Consider the following 13501-nt stretch of genomic DNA (forward strand, 5'->3'; position numbering starts at 1 on the left):
AGCGACCCCGCCTCCACGCCAGCCACAGCGCCGAGCAGTCACACCCACCCACCCACGGGCCGTGCGCCTTGCGCGCCACCCGCCCCACATAGAGCGGCACCCCGCCGACGCGGACGAGCGACCCCACCTCCACGCCAGCCACAGCGCCGGGCACCGCCACCCCGACGGCTCAGTCCTCGTCCCGCTCCCGAGCCCGCTCCCACCGGTTCCCGCGCTCGTCATGCACATGGCGCCACAGGTCCTGATGCTCCTCGAGCATCGCCCGATGCGCCTCGTACTGATCGTCCCGCTCCGACGCCCGCAGCTCCCGCCGCTCGGCCTTGCGCTCCAGCTTCTCGCGCCGCCGCTCCTCCCGGAGCTCCTGCCGCTGGGCACGCGGCAGCTTCCGCTCGACCCCGACCCCGCCCCAGAAGGCGAACCCGGTCACGATCACCCGAGGCGCCCCGGGATCCCCCGGCACCCCTTCCTCCCGGTGATCGAAGCCCCCCATGATCCCGATCCCCCGCACGACGACCTCGACCCCGGGCGGGACGATCACCTGCACCCCGCCCATGATCGCGACACAGTTGATCTCGATCTCCCGGTCCGCGAAGTTCGCCTCGCGCAGATCGATCTCCCCGCCGCCCCAGAAGGCGAAGCAGTTGAACCGCCTCGGCGCCGTCCACCGCCCCTTGCGCTGGAACCCCGACATCACGGCGACACCCCACGTCGACGACCCCTCGCCGCCGACGATCCGCTCCGCCCAACTCCCGTCCGGGAACTCGGACTTCTTGACCATGTCGACCTTCGGCACGGCCACCGCTCCGACGGGCAGATCCCGGGTGATCGGCGCCAGCTCCCCGTACGTACGCGCCTTGTACGTGGCGTCCAGGCGTTCCCCGAACTCCTCCATGTCGAGCCGCCCCTCCGCAAGGGCCTCCCGCAGGATCTCGGCGACTCGTTCACGATCGGCGTCGGACGCACGCAGCTCCGGTCCGGGGGGCCTGGGGGGTGTCCCCCCAGAAGACACAGCGTCGCTCATGTACAGCAGCCTACGAGCAACCCCGCCCAGCGGCTACGAGACCGCTCTACCCGCCTGATCCGCCCGCTCCGCCTGCCCCGCCTGATCCACGTACATCTTCGCGATCACCGCCTCGATGTCCGGCTCCCGCACCGACAGGTCCACCAGCGGATACTCCGCCGCGATCCGCGCCACCAGCACCGCCGCCGACTCGCCCGCCGGGAACGCCAGCCACTGCCGCGGCCCTTCCACCTTCACCACCCGCGCGGGCGCCGCGTCGATCGGCGGCAGCTCGCGCTCCAGGTCGACGACGAGGGTGCGCTCGCCCTCCCCCACCTCGTGCAGCCCGGCGAGCGGACCGTCGTACATCATCCGCCCGTGGTCGATGACCATCACCCGCGAGCACAACTGCTCGATGTCCTGCAGATCGTGCGTGGTCAGCAGGACCGTCGTGCCGCGTTCGGCGTTCACGTCCCGCAGGAACTCCCGCACCTTCGCCTTGGAGATGACGTCGAGCCCGATCGTCGGCTCGTCCAGGTACAGCACCTCGGGATCGTGCAGCAGCGCCGCCGCGATGTCGCCGCGCATCCGCTGGCCGAGGGAGAGCTGGCGCACCGGGACGTCCAACAGCGTGCCCAGGTCGAGGAGTTCGACGAGCCGGTCGAGGTTCTCTCGGTAACGGCCGTCCGGGATGCGGTACATGCGGTGCATCAGCTTGTACGAGTCGATCAGCGGCAGGTCCCACCACAGCGTCGTACGCTGCCCGAACACCACCCCGATACGGTGCGCGAGCCGCTTGCGCTCACGGGAGGGGTCGATGCCCGCGACGCGCAGCCGGCCGCCGCTCGGGGTCAGGATCCCCGTCAGCATCTTGATCGTCGTCGACTTGCCGGCGCCGTTCGGCCCGATGTAGCCGACCATCTCGCCGCGCGCCACGGTGAAGGAGATCGAGTCGACGGCCCGCACCTGCCGCCGCTCCCGCTTCAGGAAGCCGGTCTTCTTGCGCACGTCGAAGACCTTCTCGACGCCGTCGAGTTCGATGAACGCGTCGTCCTGCATGGCTGTCCCCTAACTCCCCGTACTCCGATACGACCGCAGCCCGGTCCGCCACGCCAGACCGGCCAGCGCACAGCACGCCACCGCCACCAGCGGCGACACGAACGCCGTCCACTCGGGCAGGTCGACGGGGTACGGCCGCCCCAACACGTGAGCGGCGGGCACCCAGTTGACGAAGGCGAGCGGCAGCATGAAGGTCACCCCGCGCACCAGGTCCTTGCCGAACACGGTCGGCGGATACTGCAGCAGCGTGGTCCCGCCGTACGTGAACGCGTTCTGCACCTCGGCGGCGTCCTGCGCGAAGATCTGGAAGGCCGCGCCCGCCACGAACAGCGCCGAGAAGATCGCCGCGCCGCTGACCACCATCACCGGCACCAGCAGCACCTTCGGCGCGCTCCAGTCGACGTCGACCGTGACCAGCGCGTACCCGAGGACGGCCACACCCTGTGTGATCCGGCCCAGGCGGCGCAGCGCGAAGTGGTCCGCGCCGACCTGGGCGAGCACCGGCGCGGGCCGCACGAGCAGCGTGTCGAAGGAGCCGTCGCGGATGCGCCCGCCCAGGACGTCCATCGAGCCGAGCACCAGGTCGGCGATCCCGAACGCCGTCGCCGACAGCCCGTACAGGAAGGCGACTTCGGGCAGCGACCAGCCGCCCAGCGAGTCGACCTGCGCGAACATCAGCAGGATCGCCACGAAGTCCAGGGCGGTCACGACCAGGTTGCCGAACACGGTGATCACGAAGGAGGCGCGGTAGGTCATGCTGGACCGCACCCACATCCCGGCGATCAGCCCGTAGGCCCGCAGCCCCTCGGCGAGGGCGTAGCGCTCACCCACCCTGCACCACCACCCGCCGCGTCGCCGCCGACTGCAGCAGCCGCCCCGCCGCCAGCAGCACCACGGCCCACGCGGCCTGGAAGGCGAACGCCCCGAGCGGGTCGGTCTCGCCCATCAACACGTCCGCCGGCATCTGGATCTGCGCCGCCCAGGGCAGCACCAGCACGATGTCGCCGAACACGCCGGGGAAGGCGTTCAGGGGCAGCACCATGCCCGAGAAGAAGATGCCCGTGATCATCAGGGCCTGGTTGACGCCCATGCCGTCCATCAGCCAGAACACGCTCAGCGCCGCGAGGTAGCGGATCGCGAAGCTGACGACCATCGCCAGCAGGAGCGCTACCAGACAGGCCGCCCAGGCGGTGGGCGCCGTCGGCAGCGCCATCGGGAAGAACAGCGCGCCGAACACGAACGGGACCACGCCCCGTCCCAGCATCTGGAACAGCGCCCGGCCCATGTCGCCCGCCAGCCACCACAGTTGGAGATCGGCGGGCCGGTACAGGTCGACGGCGATCTCCCCGGTGCGGATTCGCTCCATCAGGTCCTTCTCGGCGCCGCCGCCCTGGATGGCCAGCGTCGCGTACAGACACTGCCCCAGCCACACGTAAGTGACCGCCTGCGCCTGGTCGTAGCCCCCGAGGTGCGGTTTCTCGTCCCACAGCGCCAGATACGTGTAGACGAGGATCACGCCGAAGACGGTGTTGGTGAACACCCCGGCCGCCGTCGCGGCCCGATATGTCGCGTATCGTCTGAACCCGCCCACCGCGACGGCCAAGTACAACCGCCCCGAGCCCACATCCACAGCCCTCCTCGCCCGCGCCAGGCACCGAAGCGCAGGAGCCTAGTGCGCAGGCAACCAGGGCTGCCAGCCGTTTTCCCGGAACGCATGGCGCCGAGAGCCCGCTCACTTTCCGCGGACACGCGCCGGATTCCGGGAACGGAACGCCCGGTGCGAGAGTCTTCAAAGGGGGGCGCTAGTAGGCGTACGAGGCGTACGGGAACGTACGACGCGAAACAGGAGTCCGTGCACGACATGAGCGACGAGCAGCAGCCGCCACAGCAGCCGACCCCGCGTGCCGGGCGGCCGAAACGGACGGGCTGGCGGCGGATCATCCCGACCTGGCGGACGGTGCTCGGCACCCTGGTCATCGGCGCGCTGCTGCTGTTCGGGTTGTTCTTCCTCGGCTACTCCATGGTCAAGATCCCGCCGGCCAACGCGCTCGCCACCAAGCAGGCCAACGTCTATCTGTACGCGGACGGCTCCGTGATCGCCCGCGACGGCCAGGTCAACCGGGAGAACGTCACCCTCGCGCAGATCTCCAAGGACGGCCGGCACGCGATCCTGGCCGCCGAGGACCGCGACTTCTACACCGAGTCCGCCATCGACCCCAAGGCCATGCTCCGCGCCGCCTGGAAAACCGCGACCGGCGAGGGCAAGCAGTCCGGCTCCACGATCACCCAGCAGTACGTGAAGAACTACTACCTGGCCCAGGACCAGACCGTCACCCGAAAGGTGAAGGAGTTCTTCATCTCGATCAAGCTGGACCGCGAGAAGACCAAGGACGAGATCCTCGAGGGCTACCTCAACACCAGCTTCTTCGGCCGCAACGCCTACGGCATCCAGGCCGCCGCCCAGGCCTACTACGGCATCGACGCGGCAGACCTCGACCCGGCCCGCGCCGCCTATCTGGCCGCGCTGGTCAACGCGCCCAGCGAGTACGACGTCGTCGCCCACCCGGAGAACAAGGCCGCGGCCTTGGCCCGCTGGAACTACGTGCTGGACGGCATGGTCACCAAGGGCTGGCTCAGCGAGAGCAAGCGGGCGGGCATGAAGTTCCCGATGCCGAAGGAGGCCACGGTCTCCACCAACCTCTCGGGGCAACGCGGTTACCTCGTGCGGATCGTGAAGGACTATCTGATCCAGAACAAGATCGCCACCGAGGGCGATCTGGAGGCCGGCGGCTACCGCATCACCACCACCATCCAGAAGGACAAGCAGGACGCCTTCGTCGACGCGGTCAACGACCAGCTGATCTCCAAGCTGGACAAGAAGAACAACAAGGTCGACGGCTACGTCCGCGCGGGCGGCGCCTCCGTCGACCCGAAGACCGGCAAGGTCGTGGCGATGTACAACGGCATCGACTACGTGAAGCAGTACACCCCCAACGCCACCCGCCGGGACTTCCAGGTCGGCTCCACCTTCAAGCCGTTCGTGTTCACCTCGGCCGTGGAGAACGGCTCCACCACGCAGGACGGACGCCCGATCACGCCGAACACGATCTACGACGGCACCAACAAGCGCCCCGTGCAGGGCTGGTCCGGGGGCACGTACGACCCCGAGAACGAGGACCAGTACTCCTACGGCGACATCAGCGTCCGTACGGCCACCGACAAGTCCGTCAACTCGGTGTACGCGCAGATGGCCGTGGACGTGGGCGCCGACAAGGTGAAGGACACCGCGATCGAGCTCGGCCTGCCCGCCGCCACCCCCGAGCTCTACGCCTCCCCGTCGATCGCGCTCGGCGTGGCGCACGCCAGCGTCCTCGACATGGCGGAGGCCTACGCGACCCTCGCCAACCACGGCAAGCGCGGCACGTACACGATGATCGAGCGGGTCACCAAGGACGGCGCGGACGTCATCGAGCTGCCCAAGCGCAAGACCTCCCAGGTCATCAGCCGCGAGGCCGCCGACACCACCACCTCGGTCCTGCAGAGCGTGGTCGAGAACGGCACCGGCACCCCGGCGCAGGCCGCGGGCCGTCCGGCGGCGGGCAAGACCGGCACGGCGGAGGAGGACACCGCCGCCTGGTTCGCGGGCTACACCCCGGAACTGGCCACCGTCGTCGCGGTCATGGGCCAGGACCCGGTGACGGCCCACCACAAGTCCCTGTACGGCGCGTTGGGCGAGCCCCGTATGAACGGCAGCGGCCCGCCCACCGCGATCTGGGCCCAGTTCACCAAGGAGGCCCTGAAGGGAGAGCCGGTCACCGAATTCGACCTGGAGCTCCAGGAGGGCGCGGACGTGCCCCAGTACCCGACGACCGACCCGACCGAGGGCGACCCCGACGCCGGCGGCCAGGACAACGGCGGCGCCACCGGGGACACGACGGGCGGCCAGGACAGCGAGGGCCAGACCGGCGGGGAGACGCCGGGCGAGACGGACGGCGGCACGACCGGCGACACCGACACCGGCGGCACCAGCGACGGAGGCACGACCACCGACGGCGGGACGACCGGCGACACCGACAGCGGCGGCACCAGCGACGGGGGCACGACCACCGACGGCGGCACCACGGGCGACACCGGCTCCGGTGGCACGGACACCGGAGGCGGCACGGGCGGTGACTCCGGCGGGACGGACACCGGAGGCGGAGGAACGACGGGCACCACGGTCGGGCCGCTGAGCGCGTCCCGCAACGAGTGAGCGCCGTGCCGCCGGGCCCGTGACCTCCGGCCCGGCTCAGTGACCGCTGGTCGCCTTCAGCCCCACCACCGCGACCAGCAGCAGACAGACGAAGAAGATCCGCGCGGCGGTGACCGGCTCGCCCAGCACCGCCATCCCGACCACCGCCGCGCCGGCCGCCCCGATGCCCACCCACACGCCGTAGGCGGTACCGATGGGCAGGGACTTCGCGGCGTACGACAGCAGCAGCATGCTGGCGACGATCCCGGCGCCGGTGAACAGGCTGGGGACGGGCCGGGTGAAACCGTCGGTGTACTTCATGCCGATCGACCAGCCGACCTCGAGCAGACCGGCGACGACGAGCAGGACCCAGGCCATGACGAGCACCCTTCGCAGAGACGGAAACCTTGCGGTGCGTCGTCTTTGCCTTCACCCGGTACGGCGCGTCTCGTCGGGGTCCTTTCAAACGTAGCAAATGAACGGCGAAGGGGCTGGTGACCATGGTCACCAGCCCCTTCGAACGGTCGATTCAGAGGTAGAGCCCCGTGGAGTCCTCCGACCCCTCGAACCGGTCGGCGGCCACGGCGTGCAGATCGCGCTCACGCATGAGCACGTACGCGACCCCGCGCACCTCGACCTCGGCACGGTCCTCCGGGTCGTACAGAACCCGGTCGCCCACCTCCACGGTCCGTACGTTCTGCCCCACCGCGACGACCTCGGCCCAGGCCAGCCGACGGCCGACGGCCGCCGTCGCGGGGATCAGGATGCCGCCGCCCGAACGCCGCTCGCCCTCGCCGGTGTCCTGCCGCACGAGTACACGGTCGTGCAGCATCCGGATGGGCAGCTTGTCGTGGTGGGTGCTGTGCTCGTTTCTGTTGGCGCTCACGCCTTGAACCTACCTGCCTTTGCCACGTGCGTACGTCGCCGGGTCCGCCGTCACACAGGCGCTCAGCCCCTGCGGCGCCGGGTGCCGAGCGCCAGCAGCCCCACGAGGCCGACGGCGACGAGCGCGACGGGCACGATCCGCTCTAGGCGGGGCGCGCCGTCCTCATGGGTGAACTGGGCCTTGACATCGCTCACGGCCCGGTTGACCCCGACGTAGGCCCGTCCGAGCGTGTGGTCGATGTTCGAGACGACCTTGGCCTTGGCGTCGCCGACGATCGTCTTCGGGTGCACACGCACCCCGATCTCGTCGAGCGTCTCGGCCAGCACTGCGCGGCGGGCCTTGATGTCCGCCTCGATCTGCGCCGGGGTTCTGGTGTCCGACGTGTCCGCCACCGTACGGCCTCCGAAGTGAAGCTGATGCTGTTTCCGGACAGTCTGTCAGCTCCACGCCGAACCGCACCGTCAGGCTCCCCGGTTAGGCTGGTCCGATGAGCGAGCGACTCCAGCCGGGGGACGTGGCCCCCGCCTTCACCCTGCCCGACGCCGACGGCAACGAGGTGTCCCTCTCGGACCACAAGGGCCGCAAGGTCATCGTCTACTTCTACCCGGCCGCCCTGACGCCCGGCTGCACCAAGCAGGCCTGCGACTTCACGGACAACCTGGAGCTGCTGGCCGGCGCCGGGTACGACGTGATCGGGGTCTCCCCCGACAAGCCGGAGAAGCTCGCCAAGTTCCGCGAGCAGGAGTCCCTGAAGATCACGCTGCTCGCCGACCCGGAGAAGTCCGTCACCGAGGCCTACGGGGCGTACGGCGAGAAGAAGAACTACGGCAAGACGTACATGGGCGTCATCCGGTCCACGGTGGTCGTGGACGAGGAGGGCAAGGTCGAGCGGGCGCTGTACAACGTCCGGGCGACCGGCCACGTGGCCAAGATCATCAAGGACCTGGGCATCTGAGCACCCGGCCCGGCCAGTAGCATGGCCGGGCAAGGTCACGCGGCCGTGGTGGAATTGGCAGTCACGCTGGGTTTAGGTCCCAGTGGGGTAACACCCGTGAGGGTTCGAGTCCCTCCGGCCGCACCATCCTCTGCCCGAGCGGCTCACGCTACGGCGCGAGCAGTTCGCGTACGACGGGCACCAGCGCCCGGAACGCCTTGCCCCGGTGGCTGATCGCGTTCTTCTCCTCGGGACTCAGCTCGGCGCACGTCCGGGTGTCCCCCTCCGGCTGGAGGATCGGGTCGTAGCCGAAGCCGTTCGTGCCCGTGGGCGCGTGCCGCAGGACGCCCCGCAGCTGCCCCTCGACCACCCGTTCCGTGCCGTCCGGCAGCGCGAGCGCCGCCGCACAGGCGAAGTGGGCGCCGCGGTGGGTGTCGTCGATGTCGGACAGCTGGGCCAGGAGCAGGTCCAGGTTGGCCTTGTCGTCGCCGTGCCGGCCGGCCCAGCGGGCCGAGAAGATGCCGGGGGCGCCGTTCAGGACGTCGACGCACAGGCCGGAGTCGTCGGCGACGGCTGGCAGGCCGGTCGCCCGGGCCAGGGCGTGCGCCTTGAGCAGGGCGTTCTCGGCGAAGGTGACGCCGGTTTCCTTGACGTCGGGGATGTCCGGGTAGGCGTCCGCGCCGACGAGGTCGTGCGGCAGGCCTGCGTCGGCGAGGATCGCCCGGAGCTCGGTGATCTTTCCGGCGTTGCGGGTGGCGAGGATCAAGCGGGTCATGGGGACCAGTATCCCGGCCCCGCCCGACCCCCGTTCTCCGTACCGGGTGCCGCGACGTCTACGACGTGCAGACCTTGGTCAGCTCGCCGGCCGCGTCCGTGACCCCGCTGATGTCGGGCGACTTGTCGCCGTTCTGGATGTCTCCCTGCAGCTGGATCAGGGCCGCGCGCATGTCCTCGGTGGCCTTGTCGAGGTCGGCGTCGTCCGTCTTGCTGCCGATCTTGTCGAGGTTCTCGCCGATGGTGTCGATGGACTCCTGGAGCTTCGTCGGGTCGTTCGACGCGTCCTCAACGGCCTGCTGCAGTTCGGTCACGCTGTCGGCGATGGCTTCGGCGGTCTGGACGCAGTCCAGCGCCTTGTTGACGGCGTCGCAGCCGGTGGTCAGCCCGGTCGTCAGCACGACTGCCGCGACGGCTGCGGCGGCTATGGCGATACGGCTCCTGCGGCGTCGGCTCGTGGCCATGGTTGACGTTCCCTCCCTGCCTCAGGCCTCGCAGGCCCCCGTTGTGCACTGGCCGGGCGTACAGCGGTGTGCCGTACGCCCGTACCCCTAGGGACGCCGGGAAAGGCGGCGCGGTTGCCCGGAGCTGCGGCTGTTCTTGGTGTGTCCTTTACTTTTCGAGGACGGTATCAAGCGCCTTGCGCTGCAGTTCCGCCAGCTCCCCGCAACCGGAAACGGCTAGGTCCAGCAGGGAGTTGAGCTCCTCGCGGGCGAAGGGCTCGGCCTCGGCGGTGCCCTGGACCTCGACGAAGCGGCCGTCGCCGGTGCAGACGACGTTCATGTCGGTGTCGGCCTTCACGTCCTCCTCGTAGCAGAGGTCGAGAAGCGGGACACCGCCGACGATGCCGACCGAGACGGCGCCGACCGTGCCGGTGAGCGGCTTGCGCCCGGGCTTGATCAGCTTCCTGCCCTGGGCCCAGGAGACGGCGTCGGCGAGGGCGACGTAGGCGCCGGTGATGGCCGCCGTGCGCGTGCCGCCGTCGGCCTGGAGGACGTCGCAGTCGAGGACGATCGTGTTCTCTCCGAGCGCCTTGTAGTCGATGACCGCGCGCAGGGAGCGGCCGATGAGGCGGCTGATCTCGTGGGTGCGGCCGCCGATCTTGCCGCGGACGGACTCACGGTCGCCGCGGGTGTTGGTGGCGCGCGGCAGCATGGCGTACTCCGCGGTGACCCAGCCCTCACCACTGCCCTTGCGCCAGCGCGGGACGCCCTCGGTGAAGGAGGCGGTGCACAGGACCTTCGTGTCACCGAAGGAGACGAGGACGGAGCCCTCTGCGTGCTTGCTCCAGGCGCGTTCGATGGTGACCGGGCGGAGCTGGTCGGGGGTGCGGCCGTCGATGCGAGGAATTGAGGAGGTAGCTGCCATGGCCGAGAGCCTAGCCGCACATGCGGAAGGGCCCCTCCCGCGGTGGGAAGGGGCCCTCAGGGGTGAAGCGGGGCGGGTCTCAGGGGATGAAGCCCGGGACGATGCCCCGGCTTCACATCATGTCTTCGATCTCCGCCGCGATCGGGTCGGCGTCGGTGCCGATGACGACCTGGATGGCGGTGCCCATCTTCACGACGCCGTGGGCGCCGGCGGCCTTCAGCGCGGTCTCGTCGACCAGCGAGGGGTCGCTGACCTCGGTGCGGAGCCGGGTGATGCAGCCCTCGATCTCCTCGATGTTGTCGATGCCGCCGAGCCCGGCGACGATCTTCTCAGCCTTGCTGGCCATTTCGGTCTCCTCACGCACTGTTGGCCCAACTTTACGAGCGGTTGCGTGGTGAGTACCGAAGGATGACGTCACAGCAACCCAATCGTCGGTAACTGGTCTACACCACCTGACAGGCGGTCGCCAACCCATGAGTGCCGAGACCGAGACGTCCCCCGCACACCGGCGGCGGCAGGCGGCGTTTCAGGGCCTGCAGAAGATGGGACGCAGCCTTCAGCTGCCCATCGCCGTGCTGCCGGCCGCGGGCATCCTCAACCGCCTCGGCCAGCCGGATGTGTTCGGCGACGAGGGTCTGGGCTGGGACAACGTCTCGAAGGTGATGGACGGCGCGGGCGGAGGGCTGCTCGACAGCTCGCTCGGGCTGCCGTTGCTGTTCTGCGTGGGCGTGGCCATCGGCATGGCGAAGAAGGCGGACGGCTCGACGGCGCTGGCGGCGGTGACGGGGTTCCTCGTCTACTACAGCGTGCTGCGCGAGTTCCCGGAGGACTGCCCGAGCGGGACGGAGGAGGTCACCAACATCGGCTGCGCCGCGGCCGACGGGACGGTGAGCGCGTACGAGTACCAGAATCCGGGTGTCTTCGGCGGCATCATCATCGGCCTGCTGGCGGCCTTCTTCTGGCAGCGCTACCACCGGACGAAGCTGGTGGACTGGCTCGGCTTCTTCAACGGGCGGCGTCTCGTCCCGATCATCATGGCGTTCGTGGCGATCGTGTTCGCGGTGCTGTGCCTGTGGGTCTGGCCGCCCGTCGGTGACGCGCTGGAGAGCTTCAGCGACTGGATGAGGGACCTGGGCGCCTGGGGTGCGGGCGTGTTCGGCGTCGCCAACCGCGCGCTGCTGGTCATCGGGCTCCATCAGTTCCTGAACGTGCCCATCTGGTTCCAGTTCGGCAGCTACACCGAGCCCGACGGCGAGGTGGTGCACGGCGACATCAACATGTTCCTCGCGGGCGACCCGAACGCGGGCCTGTTCACCTCGGGCTTCTTCCCGATCATGATGTTCGCGCTGCCGGCCGCGGCCCTCGCCATCACGCACTGCGCCAAGCCGCACCGCCGCAAGGAGATCGCCGGCCTGATGACGTCGGTGGCGCTGACGTCGTTCGTCACGGGGATCACGGAACCGATCGAGTACTCGTTCCTGTTCATCGCCCCGCTCCTGTACGCGGTGCACGCCCTGCTGACCGGTGTGTCCATGGCGGTGACCTGGGGGTTGGGGGTCCACGACGGCTTCAGTTTCTCGGCCGGGCTGATCGACTACATCATCAACTGGGAACTCGCGACGAGACCCTGGGCGATCATTCCGATCGGTCTCTGCTTTGCCGTCGTGTATTACGCGATCTTCCGTTTCGCGATCACGAAGTTCGATCTCAAGACACCGGGCAGGGAGCCTGAGGACGAGGTCGAGGACGTCACAAAGGTCTGACCAATCAGGGCACTGCGTGTAGCGCTCCGGATGCGGAATTCACGGGTTCCTTATATCGCCCCCACCGTGCTACAACAGGTCTACACCACTCAGTGGTGTAGACCAGACGCCGCCATCCCCTTTCCTGTCCCCGGGCGGCGCCATGCCCTGCCCCAGCCTATGGCCGGGGGGACCCCCTGGAGGAAGTTGTGACCACGGCCAGCGCCGCTCCCGCGGCCGACAAGAAAAAGGGCGCCGCTGTGATGGCTGTGATGCAGCGCATCGGCCGCAGCCTGATGCTGCCGGTGGCGGTGCTGCCCGCAGCCGCTCTCCTGGTCCGCTTCGGCAACAACGACATGCTGGGCGACCCGGACTTCCCCGCCTTCATCACGAAGATAGCGGGCTTCATGGCGGCCGGCGGCAACGCCATCCTCGACAACATGGCACTGCTGTTCGCCGTCGGCATCGCGATCGGCTTCGCGAAGAAGTCGGACGGCTCGACGGCGCTCGCGGCCGTGGTCGGCTACCTGGTCTTCAAGAACGTGCTCGCCACGTTCACCGACCCGAACCTCACCAAGGTGGCCACGGTCGTCGGCGACAAGATCGTCATGGTGGACAAGCCGGTCGACGCCGGTGTCCTCGGCGGCGTGGTCATGGGCATCGTCGTCGCCCTCCTCTACCAGCGCTTCTACCGCACCAAGCTGCCGGACTGGGCGGGCTTCTTCGGTGGTCGGCGTCTGATCCCGATCCTCTCCGCCTTCGCGGGCCTGCTCATCGGCATCGTCTTCGGCTACATCTGGCCTGTCCTCGGCGCCGGTCTGCACAACTTCGGTGAGTGGCTGGTCGGTTCGGGGGCCGTCGGCGCCGGCATATTCGGTGTGGCCAACCGTGCGCTGATCCCGGTCGGCATGCACCACCTGCTCAACTCCTTCCCGTGGCTCCAGGCCGGCGAGTACAACGGCAAGCACGGCGACATCTCCCGCTTCCTGGCCGGTGACCCGACCGCGGGCCAGTTCATGACCGGCTTCTTCCCGATCATGATGTTCGCGCTGCCTGCCGCGTGCCTCGCGATCGTCCACTGTGCCCGCCCCGAGCGCCGCAAGGTCGTCGGCGGCATGATGTTCTCCCTCGCGCTGACGTCCTTCGTCACCGGCGTGACCGAGCCCATCGAGTTCACCTTCATGTTCATCGCGCCGGTCCTGTACGCCATCCACGCGGTCCTCACCGGCGTCTCCATGGCGCTGACCTGGGCGCTCGGCATGAAGGACGGCTTCGGCTTCTCGGCCGGCGCGATCGACTTCGGCCTGAACCTGGGCATCGCGACCAACCCGTGGGGCCTGGCCCTGGTGGGCCTGTGCTTCGCGGTGGTCTACTACGTGATCTTCCGGTTCGCGATCACCAAGTTCAACCTGCCGACGCCGGGCCGCGAGTCCGACGAGGAGCTCGCCGAACTCCAGAAGGCCGAGGCGAAGTAGCCCGACGGCCCTGCGGCGGACGTACGAAGGCC

At 69.2% G+C, this 13501-nt stretch carries 15 protein-coding genes, 1 tRNA gene and 1 riboswitch; of the genes, 5 read left to right on the forward strand and 11 right to left on the reverse strand.

Annotated features, from left to right (window positions below):
• Nucleotides 1–169 precede the first annotated feature (169 nt).
• The 4 genes from EJ357_RS17330 to EJ357_RS17345 are packed head-to-tail and all read right to left on the reverse strand — an operon-like array spanning nucleotide 170 to nucleotide 3683.
• Nucleotides 170–1021 (reverse strand): DUF1707 SHOCT-like domain-containing protein, encoded by an 852-nt coding sequence (locus tag EJ357_RS17330; RefSeq protein ID WP_126392516.1) that lies wholly within the window; start codon nucleotides 1019–1021, stop codon nucleotides 170–172.
• Between the two features lie 33 nt (nucleotides 1022–1054).
• Nucleotides 1055–2059, reverse strand: a complete 1005-nt coding sequence (locus EJ357_RS17335) for an ABC transporter ATP-binding protein (protein WP_126392518.1) — start codon at nucleotides 2057–2059, stop codon at nucleotides 1055–1057.
• Nucleotides 2060–2068: 9 nt separating this feature from the next.
• Nucleotides 2069–2890 (reverse strand): ABC transporter permease, encoded by an 822-nt coding sequence (locus EJ357_RS17340; protein WP_126392520.1) that lies wholly within the window; start codon nucleotides 2888–2890, stop codon nucleotides 2069–2071.
• Nucleotides 2883–3683, reverse strand: coding sequence for an ABC transporter permease (locus tag EJ357_RS17345; RefSeq protein ID WP_175647824.1), 801 nt, complete (start codon nucleotides 3681–3683; stop codon nucleotides 2883–2885). The genes EJ357_RS17340 and EJ357_RS17345 overlap by 8 nt, the downstream gene beginning before the upstream one ends.
• A 237-nt stretch (nucleotides 3684–3920) precedes the next feature.
• On the opposite strand from EJ357_RS17345, the gene EJ357_RS17350 reads away from it, so the two are divergent.
• Nucleotides 3921–6311, forward strand: coding sequence for a transglycosylase domain-containing protein (locus tag EJ357_RS17350; protein ID WP_126392523.1), 2391 nt, complete (start codon nucleotides 3921–3923; stop codon nucleotides 6309–6311).
• A gap of 36 nt (nucleotides 6312–6347) precedes the next feature.
• On the opposite strand, the gene EJ357_RS17355 is transcribed toward EJ357_RS17350, so the two are convergent.
• From EJ357_RS17355 to EJ357_RS17365, 3 genes are all read right to left on the reverse strand, one after another.
• Complete coding sequence (locus EJ357_RS17355; RefSeq protein ID WP_126392525.1) at nucleotides 6348–6668, reverse strand: DMT family transporter; 321 nt, start codon at nucleotides 6666–6668, stop codon at nucleotides 6348–6350.
• Between the two features lie 33 nt (nucleotides 6669–6701).
• Nucleotides 6702–6763: riboswitch (guanidine-III (ykkC-III) riboswitch) on the reverse strand.
• Nucleotides 6764–6819: 56 nt separating this feature from the next.
• Nucleotides 6820–7176, reverse strand: coding sequence for a GroES family chaperonin (locus EJ357_RS17360; protein WP_093908173.1), 357 nt, complete (start codon nucleotides 7174–7176; stop codon nucleotides 6820–6822).
• A 62-nt stretch (nucleotides 7177–7238) separates the two neighbouring features.
• Nucleotides 7239–7568: a DUF3618 domain-containing protein gene (locus EJ357_RS17365; protein WP_126392527.1), complete on the reverse strand. Its 330-nt coding sequence runs from the start codon at nucleotides 7566–7568 to the stop codon at nucleotides 7239–7241.
• A gap of 95 nt (nucleotides 7569–7663) precedes the next feature.
• Here EJ357_RS17365 and bcp point away from each other — a divergent pair, with 95 nt between their 5' ends.
• Together bcp and EJ357_RS17375 are read left to right on the forward strand one after the other, a co-directional pair.
• A complete protein-coding gene (bcp, locus tag EJ357_RS17370; RefSeq protein WP_126392529.1) occupies nucleotides 7664–8131 on the forward strand; it encodes a thioredoxin-dependent thiol peroxidase in 468 nt (155 codons plus the stop codon).
• A gap of 39 nt (nucleotides 8132–8170) precedes the next feature.
• Nucleotides 8171–8257 (forward strand) — tRNA-Leu (locus tag EJ357_RS17375).
• A 22-nt stretch (nucleotides 8258–8279) separates the two neighbouring features.
• Here the strand turns inward: EJ357_RS17375 and rdgB are convergent.
• The 4 genes from rdgB to EJ357_RS17395 all read right to left on the reverse strand — a co-directional run bounded on the left by rdgB (nucleotide 8280) and on the right by EJ357_RS17395 (nucleotide 10598).
• Nucleotides 8280–8885, reverse strand: a complete 606-nt coding sequence (gene rdgB / locus EJ357_RS17380) for an RdgB/HAM1 family non-canonical purine NTP pyrophosphatase (protein ID WP_126392531.1) — start codon at nucleotides 8883–8885, stop codon at nucleotides 8280–8282.
• A 58-nt stretch (nucleotides 8886–8943) separates the two neighbouring features.
• A complete protein-coding gene (locus tag EJ357_RS17385; RefSeq protein WP_126392534.1) occupies nucleotides 8944–9348 on the reverse strand; it encodes a hypothetical protein in 405 nt (134 codons plus the stop codon).
• 148 nt (nucleotides 9349–9496) lie between these two features.
• Entirely contained in the window at nucleotides 9497–10234 is a 738-nt protein-coding gene (gene rph / locus EJ357_RS17390) for a ribonuclease PH (protein WP_126399582.1), read from the reverse strand.
• A gap of 130 nt (nucleotides 10235–10364) precedes the next feature.
• Entirely contained in the window at nucleotides 10365–10598 is a 234-nt protein-coding gene (locus EJ357_RS17395; protein ID WP_069780600.1) for a glucose PTS transporter subunit EIIB, read from the reverse strand.
• 127 nt (nucleotides 10599–10725) lie between these two features.
• Here EJ357_RS17395 and EJ357_RS17400 point away from each other — a divergent pair, with 127 nt between their 5' ends.
• The gene (locus tag EJ357_RS17400) at nucleotides 10726–12015 is read left to right on the forward strand and encodes a PTS transporter subunit EIIC (protein ID WP_126392535.1); all 1290 of its coding nucleotides are present in this window, start codon (nucleotides 10726–10728) and stop codon (nucleotides 12013–12015) included.
• 188 nt (nucleotides 12016–12203) lie between these two features.
• Nucleotides 12204–13469: a PTS transporter subunit EIIC gene (locus tag EJ357_RS17405; protein ID WP_126392537.1), complete on the forward strand. Its 1266-nt coding sequence runs from the start codon at nucleotides 12204–12206 to the stop codon at nucleotides 13467–13469.
• Nucleotides 13470–13501: the final 32 nt, after the last annotated feature.

The sequence above is a fragment of the Streptomyces cyaneochromogenes genome (assembly GCF_003963535.1).
GTDB lineage: Bacteria > Actinomycetota > Actinomycetes > Streptomycetales > Streptomycetaceae > Streptomyces > Streptomyces shaanxiensis.

What these genes read in the sequence shown, in the direction of transcription:
- EJ357_RS17330 (WP_126392516.1), bottom strand. Translation starts at nt 1,021, where the DNA reads ATGAGCGACGCTGTGTCTTCTGGGGGGACACCCCCCAGGCCCCCCGGA.
- EJ357_RS17335 (WP_126392518.1), bottom strand. Translation starts at nt 2,059, where the DNA reads ATGCAGGACGACGCGTTCATCGAACTCGACGGCGTCGAGAAGGTCTTC.
- EJ357_RS17350 (WP_126392523.1), top strand. Translation starts at nt 3,921, where the DNA reads ATGAGCGACGAGCAGCAGCCGCCACAGCAGCCGACCCCGCGTGCCGGG.
- EJ357_RS17355 (WP_126392525.1), bottom strand. Translation starts at nt 6,668, where the DNA reads ATGGCCTGGGTCCTGCTCGTCGTCGCCGGTCTGCTCGAGGTCGGCTGG.
- bcp (WP_126392529.1), top strand. Translation starts at nt 7,664, where the DNA reads ATGAGCGAGCGACTCCAGCCGGGGGACGTGGCCCCCGCCTTCACCCTG.
- rdgB (WP_126392531.1), bottom strand. Translation starts at nt 8,885, where the DNA reads ATGACCCGCTTGATCCTCGCCACCCGCAACGCCGGAAAGATCACCGAG.
- EJ357_RS17385 (WP_126392534.1), bottom strand. Translation starts at nt 9,348, where the DNA reads ATGGCCACGAGCCGACGCCGCAGGAGCCGTATCGCCATAGCCGCCGCA.
- EJ357_RS17395 (WP_069780600.1), bottom strand. Translation starts at nt 10,598, where the DNA reads ATGGCCAGCAAGGCTGAGAAGATCGTCGCCGGGCTCGGCGGCATCGAC.
- EJ357_RS17400 (WP_126392535.1), top strand. Translation starts at nt 10,726, where the DNA reads ATGAGTGCCGAGACCGAGACGTCCCCCGCACACCGGCGGCGGCAGGCG.